The organism is Leptospira borgpetersenii serovar Javanica (assembly GCF_003046425.1).
GTDB lineage: Bacteria > Spirochaetota > Leptospiria > Leptospirales > Leptospiraceae > Leptospira > Leptospira borgpetersenii.
The window spans coordinates 145099-164465 of record NZ_QAJG01000003.1; the positions used below are offsets into that span (position 1 = coordinate 145099).

The window sequence follows — 19367 nt, forward strand, 5'->3', positions numbered from 1 at the left end:
CCAGGAATCCCATCGAAAGATCCTTAAGCGATATCAAATCGGCAAAGGACATTTTATCCAAGCGAAAAAGCACTGTTTCTTTTGTGGGTAAAAAACTGTCATTCAACCGTGTTTAAAATCAAAAATATCCGAATGAAATCGTCTATAAATCAACCTCTACTGATTCTTATTCGATATAAGTACACGAATGTTGAATTTGCGATATAAATTGAGAATTTTCAACCTACTTGAATTTTCAATCCGTCGTCCTTTCCTCCCAGATCTCCTAACCCGGAATGACCCGTAAACGCGATCAAAAGTGTGAAAGTTCCGACTCTCCCCATGAACATGAGTGCGATGTAAAGAAACTTCTCTAAGTCGTTTGTATAAGCCGTCATTCCTAAACTTAAACCCACAGTTCCAAATGCGGACATCACTTCGAAGAAGATGGTTTCAATTCCGTATTTATTTCCGTTTGCAAGTGTGATTAAAAACATAAATACGACCAAAGAAATGGTGGCAAGAAAGTAGATTCGAGTGGAAATAGCCACCGAATTTTTAGAGACGTCCTCTCCCCAAGCCTGCACTCTCGCTTGCGGTCTAATTACGTTTTTCAAATATAAGATTAATATAAAGAAGGTAGTGATTTTGATGCCCCCTGCAGCTCCTTGAGGACCTCCTCCGATAAACATCAAAGCACAGAGGAGAACGTAAGTCGCGCTTCGAATTTCGGTGACGTCGAACGTATTAAAACCTGCGGTCCTCGAGGAAACGGAAAGGAAAAAGGAATTGAACAATTTCTCCGTAAATCCCATTTTTCCGATCGTTTCGATATTATTGTACTCTATGAGTAAAATTGAAATTCCTCCGATATGAATCAGAATCAAAGAACCTAATACGATGATCGCCATCTGCATTCGATTCGCGTCTCCAAATAACTCTTTTCGATACAGCTCCAATCGTACGGAAGCCGTAATGATGAAGATATACCAAGTCGGCGGATCTTCTCCTAACAGAACCGTCCTTCTCATCATAAAAGTTTCCGTGACCGCTTCGATCTTCTTCATGAACTTTTGGATGATCTCCAAAATCGACTTTTCAATAAAGATAATCACAGGAAATCCTATTCCACCCATCACGATCAGAAACTGAATAATGAGCAAACACAAAGGATCTTTCGCCAAAAAACTCAAATCGTCCACGATGGAAAATCCGGCGTTATTAAAAGCGGAAACAGAGGTAAACACACTCAGAAAGAATCGACTCGGAGTTCCCGGAAGACGATCCGTCTCGGGCATACAAAAGTAAAGAAGACCGGCTCCCACTGCTTCGATCGAAAGTGAAATATTAAAAAGAGATAAAAGCATTCTTCTCACATAAAATGCTTCAGCTTCGGTCTTATTCTTTCCGGGCAGAATAACTCCGGAATGTTGTTCGGATTTTTTATCCTGCATTCTTTTTGCGAAATGAGCATCCGTCGCCTCGTAAACAAAGGAAGCAAGACGAGTACTCCTCGACAAACCTCTAACAACCAATACACCGATCAACACTGTAAACGTGATGATTCCCAACCCCCCGATCTGAATTAGAAACATCATAATCAATTGTGTAGAGCGTTGGAATTCCGACAATAAAACAGGAGAAAGCCCCGTGACACAAATTGAAGAAGTAGCCAGATACAAGGAAACCGTGTAACTTAAACGACCGGACTCTGAAATGAAAATCCCGAAAGAACCGACCAATATGGCAATCGCGAAGCCAAGGCAAAGGATTCTAGCGACGGACAACAAAAGAAACACTTTTGCAATCCTATTTACGTTTCGCTTGATAAGTTTGAACGGTTGCATCAGTTTTCTATTCGAAGCGGGTTTCAAAAGCCTAACGTAAAAACGTCATTTCGTGTTTTGTCAAAGACGCAAAGTTCATCCTTTTTGAAAACCGTTCCCAGGCAAATGAAAAACTCCTTTAAACGGTCTGACTCGCCGATTTGAGTTTACAAAACCACTCTTTTTTGGAATTTGGTAAATTGAGGGATTTTCTTTAAAAACTCTCAACCGGTGTTTTTACCGAAAAGTATCTGCAATCTTTTATAAGAGGATGGCCATGAGCACTGCTGTTGCCGAATTCAAACCGAGCGAAAAACTTCTAAAAACCAGAAATATCGGAATTTCTGCCCACATCGATTCCGGAAAAACGACCCTTACCGAAAGGATTCTATTTTATACGAATCGAATCCACGCCATTCATGAGGTTCGTGGAAAGGATGGAGTCGGCGCAAAGATGGACAGCATGGATCTCGAAAGAGAAAGAGGGATCACCATCCAGTCTGCCGCGACCTATTGCCAGTGGAAGAACCACACGATCAACATCATCGATACCCCGGGTCACGTTGACTTTACCGTAGAGGTAGAACGTTCTCTCCGCGTATTGGATTCCGCGATTCTTGTCCTTTGTGGGGTTGCCGGAGTTCAATCCCAGTCGATTACCGTAGATCGTCAGATGAGACGTTACAACGTTCCTCGCGTCGCGTTCATCAATAAACTCGACAGAACGGGAGCAAACCCTTTTCGCGTAATCGAGCAACTCAAAGAAAAACTGAAACACAATGCCGTTCCGGTTCAAATTCCTATCGGTCTGGAAAACGACCTAAAAGGAGTCGTAGACCTCGTTACGATGAAAGCTTACTACTTTGAAGGAAAGGACGGAATGGACATCCAGGAAAAAGAAATTCCGGATGACCTCAAAGAACTCGCGAACAAAAAGCACGAAGAACTTTTGGACGCAGCTTCTATGTTCTCTGACGAATTGACCGAGGCTCTTCTCGAAGGAACTCCTACCGAAGAAATGATCAAAAAGGCGATCCGTACCGGAACGATCGAGCTCAAAATGACTCCTGTGTTCATGGGCTCAGCTTTCAAAAACAAAGGGGTTCAAAAACTTCTGGACGGAGTTTTGGATTATCTCGCAAGCCCTGTGGACGTTAAGAACAAGGCTCTCGACCAAAACAACAACGAAGAAATGATCACTCTTGAATCCAATTACGAGAAACCTCTGGTTTGTCTCGCATTCAAACTCGAAGACGGTCGGTACGGTCAGCTCACCTACGTGCGTGTTTACCAAGGAAAACTTTCCAAAGGTATGACCATTTACAACATGTCGAATAACAAGAAGCATAACGTAGGTCGGCTCTGCCGAATGCATTCCGACGAGATGGAAGACATCGATTCGGCGGAAGCGGGTGATATCATCGCCCTTTTCGGTATCGATTGTGCTTCCGGAGATACGTTCACCGACGGAAAACTCAAAGTTTCCATGGAATCCATGTTCGTTCCCGCTCCGGTGATTTCTCTTACCATCGAAGCGAAAGAATCCAAACATTTGAACAACCTTGCAAAAGCGTTAAACCGTTTTACCAAGGAAGATCCTACCTTCCAGACGCATGTGGATCCGGAATCCGGGCAAACCATCATCAAAGGGATGGGAGAACTTCATCTTGAAGTTTATATCGAGCGTATGAAGCGAGAGTATGGAGTAGAACTCATCACAGGAGCTCCTCAGGTTGCGTATCGTGAAACGATCACGTCCAAAGCGGATTTCGATTATACTCACAAGAAACAAACCGGCGGTCAAGGTCAGTTCGGTCGTGTTGCCGGTTACATGGAACCGATTCCTCTTGAAGAAACCTTGGATTATGATTTCGTAAACAAAGTCGTAGGTGGTGCAATCCCGAGAGAATATATCCAGTCGGTAGACAAAGGATTCAAAAGCTGTTTGGAACGTGGGTCCCTCATCGGGTTCCCGATCATCGGAGTTCGCTGCGTGATCAACGACGGTGCTTATCATGACGTGGATTCTTCCGATATGGCATTCCAAATCGCAGGCCGCTATGCGTTTCGTCAGGGATTCAACAAAGCGAACCCTCAGATTCTCGAGCCGATCATGAAAGTGGAAGTCGACGGACCTTCCGAGTTTCAAGGAGCGATCCTCGGGTCGTTGAACCAAAGACGCGGTATGATTTTGAATACAACCGAAGAGGATGCATACTGTAAAACGGAAGCAGAAGTTCCACTTGCGGACATGTTCGGATATTCCACCGTATTACGTTCCTCAACTCAAGGAAAGGCGGAATTCTCTATGGAATTCTCCAGATACGCTCCGGTTCCAAGAAATGTTGCGGAAGAGTTGATGAAAAAATACAAGGTCAACAGCAAAGACGAAGATTGATCTTAGAGCAAAATTCTTTTTTCTCCGAAAAAGGGAGCCTTCTCGCTCCCTTTTTTTGTCCTCCGAGCCTTTCCTGAAGCAAGCTGATCAAGAAACCTGCCGATATTGAAAGAAATGGTCTTTCGACGTTTTGGAATTCTAACGTTTTTTTTAATCCTTTCTCGGATCTTTGCGGCAGGATCACAGCAGAATGTTTCCCTTTACACCGTCCAAAAGGGAGATACATATTATTCTTTAGGAAAAAAATTCAAAGTCGATTATCATAAGATTATGGAATGGAATGGAAAAAAGAATACGAATTCGTTACATCCCGGAGAAACCTTAAAAATCCAGAAACCGGCAGCACTAGAAAATGAAAAACTCTCTTCTAAAAATACAAAATCGACTCTTAAAAAGGAAAAAGGCGTCGAATCCTCACGACCCGTTCTTAAATTCCCTTTAAAAAACCGTCCCCCCATACAAAATCATTTTACAAAACTCAGCTTCGCTCCTCACAAAGGAGTTTTATTCAAATCTTCCAGACACAATCAAGTTCGCCCGGCTTCTCCGGGAAAAGTATTGGTCGTGGACGAGATGGAAGGATACAAAAAATACGTGATCATAGAACATAAGAACGGCTATTCTACGGTGTATGCGAATTTAAAAACCGTCTCCGTAAACGAAGGAGAAACCGTGAGTTCCTCAAAGATATTAGGCTTTTTGGAATCCGGAAAAGGACTTTACTTCCAGCTCAATCACGGTAGCTCCGCGATCGACCCAAGTTTACAAATCCGCTAGACTTGGCTTCAAAAAATATGGAATACGAACTCGTAAACGCCTGCATTGTAACCAAGGACCGATGGATTCCAAACGGAAGTGTTGTAGTGAAAGACGGTCTCATTGCATCGGTAAACGCGGGCGGACCTCCTCCTGGAAAAAGAATTCGCTTAAATCTCAACGGGCTCTATGTCTATCCCGGATTGTTCAACGCACACGATCATCTCTTAAGCACATACCTTCCTAAAGTAGCTCCGAGTAAACCATACTTAAACTGGTTACCTTGGGACAACGATCTTAAATCTTCGATTGTATTTTCTGAAAGACAACAACTCGACCCGGAACAACTCTACCTTCTCGGCTCTTATAAAAATCTAATTTCCGGCGTTACTTCCGTTCAGGACCACATTCCTCATTTTGTTCAGGATCCGTTTGTGGAAAAAATGCCGGTCAGGATTCTCAATCAATACGCATTGTCACACAGTATCTGCACTTACTCCTTGAACTGGGGGGACGGCCCCAAGGAAGAATATGCAAAAGCTCTAAAACAGAACATTCCTTATGTTACTCGTATCGCGGAAGGATTCGATTCTGAATCGAGGGATTCTCTCAAAAATTTACACAAGCTGGGATGTCTGGGAGAACATACCGTTCTAATACACGGGATCGTGTTGTCCGAATCGGATATCCAACTGATCTCTGAAAAAAAAGCGCATTTAGTTTGGTGCCCGGAAGCGAACCAGTTTTTGTATGAAAGGACCGTAGATATACGCGATCTCTTAAAGCACGGAATCAATGTCAGTCTCGGGACTGACTCAAGTATTTGTGGTTCTCTCAATCTCTTGGAAGAAATAAGTACGGCACGGAAATTTTATCAGACCGAGTATGGAGAGGACCTTTCTACCAAAACACTCTTCGAAATGGTTACCTGTAATCCTGCAAAGGCGTTTCGAGTCGAAAAACAACTCGGAAGCATCGAAGTAGGAAAAATAGCGGATATAGTCGTCCTAACTCGAAATATCGAAGATCCGTATGCCAATCTCTGCGAATCCGATCTGAGCAGTGTCCGTCTTGTTCTACGGGACGGTATTCCCGTCTATGGAGATGTAAGTTTAGAATCTTTTTTCGAAGAATCGGGAGTGATCGTAGAAAGGGTTCTTGTAGATAATATAGAAAGATATTTAGTTGCATCTCCCGGGAAACTTTTGGAATCTCTTGTCATCTCCCTTGGTTATAAAAAGGATTTGGCTTTTTTCCCCGTACAAAAAGAATTTGATAACTTTGAGTAGGTAATCCATTTGGCCGGTCCGATTATCAGAAATTATAAAGGCGGATCCATCATCTATTTTGAGAGGGACAAAGCTGAGGATATCTACGTCCTGAGAAACGGACGAGTGATACTAACCTTCCCTGCGGTGGATACGGGACAAGAAGTCAAAGAAGATGTCCGAATTGGAGAATTTTTTGGAGTAAAATCCGCTCTTGGAAAATATCCAAGAGAAGAAACCGCTCAAGTAATCGGAAGCGCCACCGTTCTCGTTTTTAAACCGAACGAATTCGAACAATTTGTCGCTGAAAAAACTCATCTTATTCTCAAGATGATGAAAGTTTTCTCCAGCCAACTCAGGCAAGTTCATAAAAAACTCAAAGAGATCCTAGGCCAGTCCGATACGCGCAATCCTGCATTCGAATTGATGAATGTAGCGGAAGTTTTTTACAAAAATAACAATTTCCCGCACGCAATATACGCTTTTGAGAAATACCTGCAACACTATCCGGGCACGACGTACACCGGTAGAGCTACGGAACTCTTAGAACTTGCAAAGAGAAGTAGTCCTTATCCCCTGAATATGCCTCCCTTAGTATTTGAAGGAAGTACAAGCAAAATAACACCGGAGACTCTTCAAAACATCATGAAACCTGCTGTGGAAAAGTCGTCGCTTACCAACACAGGTGTGGATAATTCAATCACTTCCCTTTACAACAGGGCCCATACCCTCGTAAACGTTGAAAAACACGGAGAAGCAATGGCGATCTATAAAGATCTTCTTAACAGGACCGATTTTAAATTCGATTCGGAAAAGAAGTTAGTGGAAAATTCCCTTTTTCAGCTTGGAGTTTGTCTATTAAAACAAAACGACTTAGACAGCGCAAATTCCTCCTTTTCAACCTATATCAAAAAATATCCATCGGGAGAATCGATCAAAGAATCCCTTTTTCATCTCGCGGAAATTTCCGAGCTTCAAGGAGATCGTCAAAGAGCGAGGATGTTATACGGTAAAGTCGCGCTTCTACCTCCCGAAAAAGACAGCCTCTCCCAAAAATCCAGGTTAAAAGCCAAGGAAATGGGAATCTGATGGATATGATGCTCGAAACTATGTTCTCTAAATTCGGTCAGACGTACGAGCCGAATCAGATTATCTTTTGCGAAAACGAACCCGGAAATAATTTTTATCTGATCCAGTCTGGAAAAGTGAAGATCGTAAAAACGGTCCCGAATCCAACTAAGAAAGAAGATTATTTGATCAAAACTCTCGATATCCTCGAACAAGGGGACATTTTCGGAGAAATGGCGATCCTGGAAGAACAACCTAGATCCGCGACTGCGATCGCAATCTCAGAAGTGAAAGTATTGAACTTCAACCGTACAAACTTTGAACTTTTAATGACTAAAAACCCCATGTTGGCGATGAAAATTCTCACAATTTTTTCGGTTCGAATCAATGACGCTAAAAGAAGGCTTTTGATACTTCTAATGGACGACATTCAAGGAAAGGTTGCCGACGTATTCCTAATGCTCTATGAAAAGATGCACGCGCATAGTGATTTCAAAGAAATCGTTTTGAATGTTTCTCAACACGACGTGGCGGAATGGTGTGCCCAACCGGTAGGCGAGGTGCAAAAGGTCCTAAATACTCTTTCCAAAAGTGGTAAAATCGAACTTTACGAAGATAAAATTGTTATACACAACATCGCCGACTTCCAGAGAATAGTCTCACAAAAACGGAAACCAAATTCTTAAACGCTCCCGTAGCTCAGGTGGACAGAGCAGAAGTTTCCTAAACTTTTGGTCGGAGGTTCGAATCCTCTCGGGGGCACCAATCTAATGCTGATAAAGGAATTCTCCATTTCAAAACCGAACTTTATATAGAAGTTGCCGTGCCCCATTTAGAGTCTTGCTCTAAAATCTGGAAATTTTTTAGTCTTGAACTCGTTCCTGTCTCCAAGTCTTTAGATCATAGATTCTTTTAAGATTTTCGTTGGAAATTTTTTTTCGGAATTTCAATGTTTGACCTTCGATCGGAAAATCGTATGTTCAGAGAATTCTTTCTGAACATCCCCAATGCTGGGAATCCCTTAGCCATTTTACGGGAAAATTTTTTGTGAAACGAAAGAATTCCCATATTCTAAAACCAAAAACATGCCAACATTCAGAATCTACTTTTTTCACAAATCGAAAATTTTCAAAACTTGATTCCGAACTTAGTTTGCAAGTTCTCATAATTCATCAAAATCTAGAATCGTACTTAAAAAAATGGAATCCACTGCAATGGAATTCCTTAACTTGACGACACTAAACCCGAATTTCAAACCGATGCAACATCCAGATTCAATTCTCACTCTTTTGAAAAAATCAGAGGAATTCTTGAGAAAGAAAGAAATTCCGAGCGCCAGATTAGATGCGGAAATCCTTTTAGCCGATCTCCTCAACCTCCAAAGAGTAAAGTTATACGTGAACTTTGAAAGACTCCTAACAGAAACGGAAAAAAACGCTTACAGAGAAAGAATCGTAGACCGTTCCAAAAACAAACCCACAGCTTATATTACGGGCCAAAAGGCTTTTTACAATTCTGTTTTCTTCGTAAACGAGAAAGTCCTCATACCGAGACCCGAAACCGAAGAGCTCGTGGAAAAGATTTTACTCGACTTCAAAGGTAATAATAGCGAACAAAACGTATTGGATCTTTGTACGGGAAGCGGTTGTATTGGAATTAGCTTGAAATCAGCGAGGAAAGATTGGAATATTACATTAAGTGATATTTCAAAAGACGCTCTTGAAATCGCGAAAAAAAATGCGATCCAAATTATCGGAGAAGGAAATAATATTCAATTTTTGGAAAGTAATTTATTTCTTTCGATCCCGAAAGAATCCGAATTCGATTTGATCGTCACAAATCCTCCCTATATTCCCATTTCAGATAAAACAGAAATGATGAAGGATGTGGTTGACTACGAACCTCATCTAGCGCTATTTTTGGAAGACCCAAAGGAATTCTTATCCAAATTGATCGAAGACGCCCGAATTCATCTGAAAGAAGGTGGAAAGTTTTATATGGAAACGTATCCTTCCTTGGCTTGGACTTTCGTTTCCGAATCGACAACAAATGGCTGGAAAGAAGGAAAAGTAGAAAAGGATCTTTCTGGAAAAGATCGATTTGTCGTTTTGACAAAATAGTCGAAGAATGTTTTCCTTTTGAATCGGAAACCTCCTAAAGACGCTTAGGTTCGTTTTTCCAAAAAAAATCCTAAATTTTTGAAAACGTACGGGAAATTTCTTTTCGCCTCGAAACATCTCGGTAAGAAAGCTGGGTGCACTTTGTATCAACCCTAGCCCGGAAAAACGAATGATGACGAGTCAACGTTAGAGTTAGTTTCGCAAGTCGGACTCTTTTTGGAATTCTTGCGTAGGCGCCCACGGAGTGTCCCGCTGTTATCTTTTTAATTTTTTCTATCCATACTTTTCAAGATAGAAAAAGGATTTTTGAAACAAGTCTTAAAAATACGGAAACCCTACGAAAATGGAACAACAAAAAAGACCTCAAAATCCATAAACTCTAAGGCAAAACCAATCTGGGGAACTCAATTACTTTATTACGAACTTACCAAATGATTATAGTTGAGTTCATTTGATGTTTTGAGACAGTTTTTTTACTCGGAACTATATAAAGAGTACCTAATATTTCACACTGAAACAGGTTTTTAGAATAAAAATTACGGTACTTAATTTTATAGGAATCAGTAGTAAAAAAAATCAGATCGCGGAACTCCCTCTTTCTCCGGTTCTGATCCGAATCACGTCCTCAAGAGGAGTAATAAAAATCTTTCCATCTCCTATTTTCCCGTCTCCGGTTTTTGCCGCTTTCAGAATAGCGTCCACAGTAGGTTTTACAAATTCATCATTAACGGCAATTTCAAGACGGACTTTTCTTAGAAGATTCACCTGGTACTCGTGACCTCGAAAAACTTCGGTTTTTCCTTTTTGTTGACCGTATCCCTGAACATCACTCACGGTAAGTCTGTAAATTTCATTCTTCGTTAATTCTGCCTTTACCTCTTCCAATTTATGAGGCTGAATGATAGCAACGATTAATTTCATAGAATCTCCTTATTCAAAATTCTTCAGTAGTTAATTAAAGAATATAACCTTTTTCGCCGTGGATCTCCGAATCCAAACCGGTGATTTCTTTTTCTTCCGAGATACGGAACCCGATCGTTTTATCGATTAGAAATACAAGAATCACAGACACTACAAAAGAATACGCCCCGGTTGCAATAACACTGATTATTTGAACGAGAATCTGATCTCCTCTACTTGCAACGCCCGCACCAAGAGTGAAAGTGAAAATTCCAGTAAGGATAGCGCCTAACGCACCTCCTACTCCGTGAATTCCGAAAGCATCCAGGCTATCGTCGTATCCGAGTTTTCCTTTCAAAAGAATCGCACCGTAACACACGGGACTTACGAGAAAACCCATGATGATAGCGCCTTGAACACCGACAAATCCGGATGCGGGAGTAATCACAACTAAACCTGCGACGATACCGGAAGCGGCTCCAAGAGCGGTAGCTTTTCTTGTATGAAGATATTCGATTATAAGCCATGCAACACCGGCAGCCGCAGGAGCAATCAATGTAACTAAGAATGCTCTTGCTGCGATTCCGTTTACCGCAAGCCCGGAACCTGCGTTAAAACCGAACCAACCGAACCAAAGTAAACCGGCACCGATTAAAGTGTAAGTAAGATTGTTCGGAGCGATCAGAGAAGGTCCTTCTCCTTTTCTTTTTCCGAGAACAATCGCTGCCGCAAGTCCCGCGATTCCGGAAATCAAGTGTACTACGGTTCCTCCCGCGAAATCCAAAGCGCTCATCTTAAAGAGCCAACCATCCGCCGACCAAACCCAGTGTGCAACCGGATCATAAACAAGAGTGGACCAAAGAAAAATAAAGACTATATAACCGCCGAATTTTACCCTTTCAGCAATCGCTCCCGAAATCAGAGCAGGTGTGATCAATGCAAACATTCCTTGAAAAAGGAAGTGAATGTATTTGGGAATCGTCAATTCCAACGTTTTTTCATCAATTCCGTTCAGGAAAGCGAGATCAAAATTTCCAAAATAAGGATTAGTTCCCGAAAACGCAAAACTATATCCAAAAACTGTCCACTGTAGAGTTAAAACTAAGATCGCCACAAAACTATGCATCATAGTCGAAAGAACGTTTTTAGATCTTACAAGACCGCCGTAAAACAACGCTAATCCAGGAATCATAAAAAACACGAGAGCCGATGCGACGATCATCCAGACTGTGTCTCCTTTATCCGCGACAGTGGAAGCAGTTGCTTCTTGTCCAAATACGACAAGTGGAAGAAGTAGAAGAAGCAATAAGATTAACCTTTTAGTCCAATTCATAATCATTCTTACCCCAAATCAATTGATACCTATTACCTGCAAAATCGATACCAACTAAAGAATAATTTAAAAATTTTCAGAATAGGAAAAGACTGCTCTTGAAATGCAGTAAATCCCACATTTTTTGAAAGAAGAGCCAAATACAAATCGGAGCCCAGACTCAAACTGCAAAAATTCTAAATTCAGAGTAAATCAATTACTTCAAATTGCCCAAAAAATAAGCAGCTTTTGAGATTTTGCTATTTCTCTATAATAGATGCTAATAAAATCTAAAAACTGCTACTATTCTAACGTGAATTCGGTGCAATAAAATCAGAGTTTGTTTCCAGTATAAAAACCCCACGAAATCAGGCCACGATCTCTCATCAACTTGGTCATCATAAATCGATTTGTGAACCACGGAACAACTTCTTCGTTGTGAAAAAGCCTTCTAAAACCGTAAAAAGAAGATAAGAACCCGTCGAGACCAGTCGGGAGCGAGACGTTGAGTTATCCAGCGACAATAGAAGTGAGAGGCTTTCGTTTCCTTCGCGATCGACAGAGCGATCCACAAGTTGGGTTGCAATAGTAAGGATCGAAAAACGCATATTTTTCCAAGTGTTCCGACAAGAACGAGGTTTTCTACTTGCAAAAAGTATGATTTTCTGATAGAGAAAAATCTCCGAAGTCTTCCCATCTATTTCGCGACCCGTAGAGAGCGAAATAGAGTTTATTCACCCCTCCACCCAAAAACGTGCATAACCTTACCCACAAGTTGAAGAGGACTTTAGAATCAGAAGGATCCAAACGCACATTTTTGAAGTGTTCCGACAAGAATGAGGCTTTTTACTTGCAAGAAGTATGATTTTCCGATAGTGGAAAGTCCTCCAAGCCTTTCTTTCCTCCTCCCAAAATTAGGGAAAACTCATGCAACGCTCTCTATAAATCATTTGCAGGTGTAAGTTTTACAGTGGATTTGTCGTAATTCCGACAGATTTATATTGAGATCCAAATACTTGTGGGTAAGGTTATGACCCAAAGAAACTCAGCGCAGAGCTTTCCTATGGGTCGCTCTGCAGGGCCGCCGAGTCTGTTTCACGGAGGATTGTCGGAAGAGATCCAAGTAATTGTGGGATTGATTATGACAGAGGATATTATGCTTCTATTCAGAGAGCGATCAATTCATCGAGCGTCCCGTCAGGAGCCGAGATACTTTCGTTTTCTCCACCGGCCTTCTTACTCCGTCGATTCAAGAATACCACATTCGGAACTGTCTTATATTCAAAAATCATACTTATCTAAGGATCGGTTCCGCAGATTTTGGGACAAGTCCTATATTCTCTTTCAAGCAATGTCAAAAATAAGGAGCAGAACAAAAAAGAAAGTAACTTATCCGATATACATTTCCAACCCAATCAAATTGTGGTTTAAAAATTCTCTACATTCTGAAAATTCCATAACGAGGATATTCCGGCCTTTTAGAATGGTCAGCATAAAGAGTGATTCCTAAAATATCTCTCGTTTTGACGGGATCGATTACTCCATCGTCCCAAAGCCTGGCAGAAGAATAGATGCAAGAAGATCTACTTTCGTAATCCTCCAAGATCGGTTTACGAAATTCGAACTGCTCGGCTTCAGAAAGTTTTTTGCCTTCTTTTTCCAACTGTTCCATTTTTACCGTCAAAAGGACATTTGCCGCTTGCTCTCCACCCATTACGGAGATTCTTGAATTCGGCCACATCCATAAAAACCTTGGATTAAAAGCCCTTCCGCACATTCCATAATTTCCTGCTCCGTAAGAACCTCCGATTACCACCGAATATTTAGGTACGACAGAAGTTGAAACCGCATTCACCATCTTGGCACCGTCTTTTGCAATTCCGGAATTTTCGTATTTTTTACCGACCATAAATCCGGTGATGTTCTGAAGAAATAAAAGAGGAATTCCTCTTTGATTACAAAGTTCGATGAAATGTGAAGCTTTAAGCGCACTTTCTGAAAACAACACCCCATTGTTTGCGACGATTCCAACCATCTTTCCATAAACTTTTGCAAAGCCGGTCACGAGAGTAGTTCCATAATATTTTTTGAATTCTTGAAAGCGAGATCCATCCACGATTCTCGCAATGATCTCTCGAACGTCGTACGATTTACGAATGTCCTTTTGTATGATTCCGTAAATTTCTTCAGAAGGATATAAGGGTTCTTCCCAACTGATTGAACCTTTTGCAGCAATGTTCCCCGCATGATACAAAGTGGAAACGATATTCCTAGTGATCTCAATCGCGTGCGCGTCGTCTTCCGCATAGTGATCCGTCACTCCGGAAATCGTACTGTGAACCAAGGCGCCGCCCAATTCTTCCGGAGTAACGATTTCTCCAGTCGCCGCCTTTACGAGTGGAGGACCGCCTAAAAAAATTGTTCCGTTTCCTTTTACGATAACGGATTCATCGGACATAGCAGGAATATAAGCTCCTCCCGCAGTACAACTTCCCATGACCACGGAAATCTGCGGAATCTTACAAGCGGACAAATTCGCCTGATTATAAAAAATCTTCCCGAAATGATCCTTGTCGGGAAATACTTCGTCCTGCATCGGAAGAAAAGCTCCTCCAGAATCCACAAGATAAATACAAGGAAGAGAATTTTGAAGAGCGATCTCTTGTGCTCGAATATGTTTTTTTACAGTAAGAGGATAATACGTTCCACCTTTTACGGTCGCATCGTTCGCGACGATCACACAATCAGTTCCGCAAATCCTCCCGATACCGGTCAAAATTCCGGCAGCAGGAACGCTATCAGGATAAACACCCTCCGCAGCCAGAGGAGAAAATTCCAAAAAGGAAGTTTCCGGATCAATCAGGGAAGAAATCCTTTCCCTTGCAGTAAGTTTGCCTCTTCCTTTGTGACGCTCAATTGACTTTTCACCACCGCCTAACTCGATTTTACGGATTAACTTGCGTAAAACTCCCACCTTCTGTTTTAGATCTTCAAAATTCTCTTTATATTCCGACGAGGACGTGCGTATTTTGGATTCTATGATTTCCATAAAACCCTCCGGATTTTTATTTTTTTACTTTAGATTCGTATAAAATGCGGATCAACTCTGTTTCGGATAACGTGAGTTCTCTATTTCTTCTTGCCATAATTTTTCGAGCGTCTCTTAAAAATAGATCGAGAATATAAGGTTGCCCGGATTCCGCCCAAGTAAACGGAGAAACATATCCGCCAATTCGAGAAGATACGACGTTCGATCCGAAATCCACTACGGTTCCCGTATTTAACATCACTCCAATCGCGATCTTACAATAGTCCGAAATCACGGAACCGAACTTGATGGAACCGGTGATACATTCGTCGTTTTCTTCCCGAATTTTTACGACGCCGTAATTGTTTTTTAAATCGGATGTGGTCGCAAGTGCACCTACATTGACCCAACTTCCGAGAATGGAATGTCCTAAAAATCCTTCATGATGTTTGTTCGTAAAATCTCCGATCAAACAGGTTCCCACTTCCCCGCCGATTCTACAAGTAGCTCCGATGCTCGTTGCTCCGGTGATCCTTGCGTTATCGATTTGAGAATTCGGTCCGACATAAACAGGTCCCTCAATGAAGGAAAAGGAAGTGATCTTTACATCCTTATCCACGATCACAGGGCCCGACGTCGTATCAAATACAACTCCGGGATAGATGACGGCGGACGAATGTACATGAAGGTGCTTGGATTTTCCGATAACGTGAAAGTGATTCGATTTTACTTTGAGTTTTCGAATCCATTTCTGAACTTCTTTGCCAAGCTCAAGATCGTCTTCTATATTTTTTGCGGTTCCATCAATTAAATTCCACGGCAAACAGGACTCAGGCGATAAGACCAAGTCCACATCCTTTTCATCATAAGGAAAAAGTTTCGGATTTCTTTCTAAAAAAGCCTGTTGAAAGGCAGGATTCGAATGCACATAGAAAATTTTTGCGTCCGGATAAAGTTCCTTTGTTCTTTGGACCGTACTCAAAATTCCATTGCGAATCTCCGAAAAAGATCGAATACGCGTTAGAGAACGTAAGCCGATAGGAATCTCTCTTTCATCGATGAGAATTCTCTGAACCTTCGGCATAAACTACTTACTCTACGGTTACGGACTTAGCCAGGTTTCTGGGCTGATCCGGAGGACAGCCTCGGGCGATCGCTGAATAATATGCGAGTAATTGCAAAGGAATCACGTTCAAGATCGGACTTAAAATCTCGGAACATTCCGGAATTTCAAAAGAATAGTCCGAAAGAGATCTCGCTTCTTGATCTCCCTCGGTCACAATCGAGATGATAATTCCTTTTCTCGCTTTGATTTCCTGAATGTTGGAAACCATTTTCGTATAAATTTCCGACTTGGGAGCGATACAAACTACGGGAACTTCACTAGTGATGAGCGCGATCGGCCCGTGTTTGAATTCTCCGCCTGCGTAACCGGAGGCGTGAATATAAGAAATTTCCTTTAACTTCAAAGCGCCTTCCAGTGCAACAGGATGATTATAAGTTCTCCCTAAAAAAATAAAATCCTTTGCGGTCGTAAAATGAGAAGACATCCGTTCGATCTTACTCGCCTGTGTGAGAATCCGATCTATCTTAGCAGGAAGTAATCTGATTTCTTCGATGAGCGTTTTTCTCTCTTCGTCGCTGATGAGCCACTTGAGATTGGCCATATAAATCGAAAATAAAAGAAGATTTAAAACCTGGGCCGTAAACGCTTTCGTACTCGCGACTCCGATTTCGGGACCAGCGTCGGTTCGGATATAAGAATCCGATTCTCTTGCAATCGTGGAATTTACGTTGTTCACGAGAGAGACCACTTTGATGAACTTAGCCTTTGCTTCATGAATGGAAGCTAACGTGTCTGCGGTTTCGCCGGACTGAGAGATCCCCATAATAAGGGTATCTCCTTCTACGACCGGATTCCTATAACGAAACTCCGAAGACGCTTCCGTATCGGTTTGAATCTTTGCGAAATTCTCAAGATAATGTTTGCCGATCATTCCGGCGTAATAACTAGTTCCTGCCGCTTGGATGATGATTCTATTGACCCTGGAGAGTACGTCTTTACTTAGTTTGATTTCCGGAAAAACAATTTCACCGTTATCTAATATTCTTTCTTGGATAATTTTACGGAAGATTCCCGCTTGTTCGTGAATCTCCTTGATCATGTAGTGAGGATAACCACCCTTGTCCAGATCTTCCCAGCGGAGTTCCTGTTTTTTGAATACGGGCGTAAGCTCCTTTCCGGAAAAATCCAAAAGTTTGAATTCGTTTTGAGAGAAATAACCCCATTCTCCGGAGCTTACATAATATACTTCTTCGCAGTTTCTGGTAAGAGGAGAAATATCGGAGGCTAAAAAGTATTCCCCTTTTCCTTTTCCGATCAAAAGGGGCGCCCCGTCTTGGGCGAAGTAAACACGATCGGGTTCGGTTTCAAATACGGTGGAAATAGCCCACTTTCCGTGGATCTTTCCGAAAAGTTCTAAAAATGCGTCCTTGTTGGATTTGCCGTTCTTTTTGCTTTCTTCGAGCAAATGAGGAAGAACTTCCGTGTCGGTTAAACTTTGAAATACGTGCCCCCTTTTCTTTAACTCGCTTTTGAGTTCGAGATAGTTTTCGATGATTCCGTTATGTACAACAGCAACTGTCGAGTTGGAGTCCGTGTGTGGATGGGCGTTGATCTGATTCGGCTCTCCGTGAGTCGCCCAACGAGTGTGTCCGATCCCTACGTTACCCGGCGCAGGAAATTCGCGCAAGTAAGCTTCCAAGTCTTTGATCTTTCCTTTCGCCTTACGAACCAAAATATCGCCCTGATCCAAAACCGCAATCCCGGCCGAATCATAACCTCTATATTCGAGACAGATTAGACCTACTACCAGTACTGATTCCGCATTCTTTTTACCCGCATAACCGACGATTCCACACATATTCAGGCATTCTCCATGAGACTTCTCGAACGGTCGAGCAGAGAATTGAGATCTTTTTTGGTTCTCGCTTCCGCTATAACTCGTATGATCGGCTCCGTGTTAGAAGGACGAATGTGAATCCAAGAATCCTCGGAAGCTAAGCGCAAGCCGTCCAGAGTTTCTTCAGAGAAAGCCGAAAATTCTTCACTGAACTTGGAATAGATATCTTGGAGATTTTTACCAGCCACTTTGAAGCTGGTTTTCTGCATATGAACCGCGGGAAGTTCTTCTACGATCGAATCGATCTTCTTTCCCGTCGCAGCCATTCCATTTAGGATATGCGCAATTCCGGAGAGTGAATCTCTTCCAAAGGAAGCGATTGCGGGATCGATCACTCCTCCGTTTCCTTCTCCACCGAAAATCGATTTTTGGCGAAGCATTTCAGACACTACGTTCGCTTCTCCTACTTTAGAACGAGAAACGGAAACACTGTATTGTCCCGCCACGAATTCGTTGATAAAACTTGTGGAAAGATTTACGACCAGATTGGCCTTTTTAGGCATCTTCCCCAGAGTGAGAGAAAGAAAACTCAAAGGGAGAGTATATTCTTCGGAGATTGCTCCTTTTTTCGGAGTGAGAACGACAAGCCGATCCGCGTCCGGATCCAGAGCAAAACCGATATCGGCACCGGAAGATTTCATCTTTCGAGAAGTTTGTTTGAGCGCGTCCGGAGTCGGTTCCGGTGGCCTTGGAAAGGTTCCGTCCGGACTGCAATGTAAAAGGATCGGCTTACATCCGAGTTTTCCCAGAAGTTCCGGAATTAAGGCACTTCCCGCTCCATTGACTGCGTCTACAAGAACCTTGTATTTTTTCTTTCGAATTGCGCTCACGTTCACTCGTTTGAGAACAGACTCGATGTGTTTTTCAGACCATTCTTTTCCGGAAACGATTTTAGAAGAAGGTTTGTATTGAATCTGTCTATAGGATTGATTTCGAATCGTGTCCAGAATTTGTTCCAAATCCGCCGCTCCGGTAAAAAATCCGCCTGGACCTATAAATTTAAACGCATTCCATAGAATCGGGTTGTGAGAGGCGCTGATCATGATTCCACCTCCCGCTTTGGAAAGATTAACGACCGCTTTCACGGTCGGAGTCGGAACAATTCCAAGTTGTAGGACGTCTTTTCCCATCGCCTGCATCAAACCTAAGGCAATGTTTTCGATATAAGGTCCAGAAGGTCTGGAATCGCGACCGATCACAACTTTAGATCCTTCGATCCATGTACCGAAAGCACGCAGCGCATTAAAAATAACTTCAGGAGAAAGTCCTGTAGGAATGATTCCTCGAATCCCAGAAACGGAAACCATGAGATCCGGATGATTGAATACGGGGACTTTTGTATTCATAAGTTTTAGAAATAGTTAATTTCTCCGGAAAAAGTATATGGGCGATGACAGGATCGAACTGCCGACATCCTGCTTGTAAGGCAGGCGCTCTACCAGCTGAGCTAATCGCCCTTTATCATTCCGTAGTTTTAGGCTGCTGCAGATACTGCGTTGAGGCGTTTTGCCATTCTACTTTTCTTTCTATCTGCGTTTTTAGAATGGATTAAATTTGTTTTTGCAGCTTTATCTAAAAAAGAGGTATACTCTACAAAAAGAGCCATTGCTGCATTTGGGTCTTTTTCTTTGATGGCTTTCAGAATTTTTTTAGCCTGAGTTCTGAGCCTGGATCGATTCTGGGAATTGGCCGCATTTCTGCGTTTCGTTCTCCGAATGTCCTTTTCTGAAGACTTGATATTAGCCAAGG

At 42.2% G+C, this 19367-nt stretch carries 15 protein-coding genes, 2 tRNA genes and 2 pseudogenes; 8 read left to right on the forward strand and 11 right to left on the reverse strand.

Annotated elements, in window-relative coordinates:
• Positions 1 to 218: 218 nt before the first annotated feature.
• Entirely contained in the window at positions 219 to 1826 is a 1608-nt protein-coding gene (locus tag CLV95_RS03490) for a TrkH family potassium uptake protein (protein WP_107694868.1), read from the reverse strand.
• Positions 1827 to 1849: 23 nt separating this feature from the next.
• Positions 1850 to 2070: pseudogene (locus tag CLV95_RS18725) on the reverse strand (hypothetical protein).
• 12 nt (positions 2071 to 2082) lie between these two features.
• On the opposite strand from CLV95_RS18725, the gene fusA reads away from it, so the two are divergent.
• From fusA to CLV95_RS19220, 8 genes and pseudogenes are all read left to right on the forward strand, one after another.
• Entirely contained in the window at positions 2083 to 4203 is a 2121-nt protein-coding gene (gene fusA, locus CLV95_RS03495) for an elongation factor G (RefSeq protein ID WP_002732908.1), read from the forward strand.
• A 114-nt stretch (positions 4204 to 4317) separates the two neighbouring features.
• A complete protein-coding gene (locus CLV95_RS03500; protein WP_100219941.1) occupies positions 4318 to 4980 on the forward strand; it encodes an LIC_10271 family cell wall hydrolase in 663 nt (220 codons plus the stop codon).
• 17 nt (positions 4981 to 4997) lie between these two features.
• Positions 4998 to 6248, forward strand: coding sequence for an amidohydrolase family protein (locus CLV95_RS03505; RefSeq protein WP_002737416.1), 1251 nt, complete (start codon positions 4998 to 5000; stop codon positions 6246 to 6248).
• Between the two features lie 9 nt (positions 6249 to 6257).
• Complete coding sequence (locus tag CLV95_RS03510) at positions 6258 to 7316, forward strand: tetratricopeptide repeat protein (protein ID WP_002723189.1); 1059 nt, start codon at positions 6258 to 6260, stop codon at positions 7314 to 7316.
• Entirely contained in the window at positions 7316 to 7981 is a 666-nt protein-coding gene (locus CLV95_RS03515) for a Crp/Fnr family transcriptional regulator (RefSeq protein ID WP_002723155.1), read from the forward strand. Before CLV95_RS03510 ends, CLV95_RS03515 begins: the two co-directional genes overlap by 1 nt.
• A 2-nt stretch (positions 7982 to 7983) precedes the next feature.
• A tRNA-Arg gene (locus CLV95_RS03520) sits at positions 7984 to 8060 on the forward strand.
• A 494-nt stretch (positions 8061 to 8554) separates the two neighbouring features.
• On the forward strand, positions 8555 to 9415 hold the full coding sequence (prmC, locus tag CLV95_RS03530; RefSeq protein ID WP_011670987.1) for a peptide chain release factor N(5)-glutamine methyltransferase: 861 nt from the start codon (positions 8555 to 8557) through the stop codon (positions 9413 to 9415).
• Between the two features lie 60 nt (positions 9416 to 9475).
• A pseudogene (locus CLV95_RS19220) lies at positions 9476 to 9686 on the forward strand (DUF1564 family protein); the annotation flags it as partial.
• Positions 9687 to 9991: 305 nt separating this feature from the next.
• Here the strand turns inward: CLV95_RS19220 and CLV95_RS03540 are convergent.
• From CLV95_RS03540 to rpsT, 9 genes are all read right to left on the reverse strand, one after another.
• Positions 9992 to 10336, reverse strand: coding sequence for a P-II family nitrogen regulator (locus CLV95_RS03540; protein WP_002619748.1), 345 nt, complete (start codon positions 10334 to 10336; stop codon positions 9992 to 9994).
• A 34-nt stretch (positions 10337 to 10370) separates the two neighbouring features.
• On the reverse strand, positions 10371 to 11648 hold the full coding sequence (locus CLV95_RS03545) for an ammonium transporter (protein ID WP_026053952.1): 1278 nt from the start codon (positions 11646 to 11648) through the stop codon (positions 10371 to 10373).
• 1145 nt (positions 11649 to 12793) lie between these two features.
• Positions 12794 to 12919 carry a hypothetical protein gene (locus tag CLV95_RS19615; protein WP_002723210.1) on the reverse strand — a complete coding sequence of 42 codons (126 nt, stop codon included), beginning with the start codon at positions 12917 to 12919 and terminating at the stop codon, positions 12794 to 12796.
• A gap of 146 nt (positions 12920 to 13065) precedes the next feature.
• On the reverse strand, positions 13066 to 14676 hold the full coding sequence (locus tag CLV95_RS03560; RefSeq protein ID WP_002732290.1) for a carboxyl transferase domain-containing protein: 1611 nt from the start codon (positions 14674 to 14676) through the stop codon (positions 13066 to 13068).
• Between the two features lie 16 nt (positions 14677 to 14692).
• Positions 14693 to 15739: a GlmU family protein gene (locus CLV95_RS03565; protein ID WP_002723227.1), complete on the reverse strand. Its 1047-nt coding sequence runs from the start codon at positions 15737 to 15739 to the stop codon at positions 14693 to 14695.
• 7 nt (positions 15740 to 15746) lie between these two features.
• Positions 15747 to 17579 carry a glutamine--fructose-6-phosphate transaminase (isomerizing) gene (glmS, locus tag CLV95_RS03570; protein WP_002723177.1) on the reverse strand — a complete coding sequence of 611 codons (1833 nt, stop codon included), beginning with the start codon at positions 17577 to 17579 and terminating at the stop codon, positions 15747 to 15749.
• 2 nt (positions 17580 to 17581) lie between these two features.
• Positions 17582 to 18964, reverse strand: coding sequence for a phosphoglucosamine mutase (glmM, locus tag CLV95_RS03575; protein WP_002723173.1), 1383 nt, complete (start codon positions 18962 to 18964; stop codon positions 17582 to 17584).
• A gap of 38 nt (positions 18965 to 19002) precedes the next feature.
• Positions 19003 to 19075: transfer RNA gene (locus tag CLV95_RS03580), tRNA-Val, on the reverse strand.
• 17 nt (positions 19076 to 19092) lie between these two features.
• Positions 19093 to 19365: a 30S ribosomal protein S20 gene (gene rpsT, locus CLV95_RS03585; protein ID WP_002732577.1), complete on the reverse strand. Its 273-nt coding sequence runs from the start codon at positions 19363 to 19365 to the stop codon at positions 19093 to 19095.
• Between the last annotated feature and the right edge of the window lie 2 nt (positions 19366 to 19367).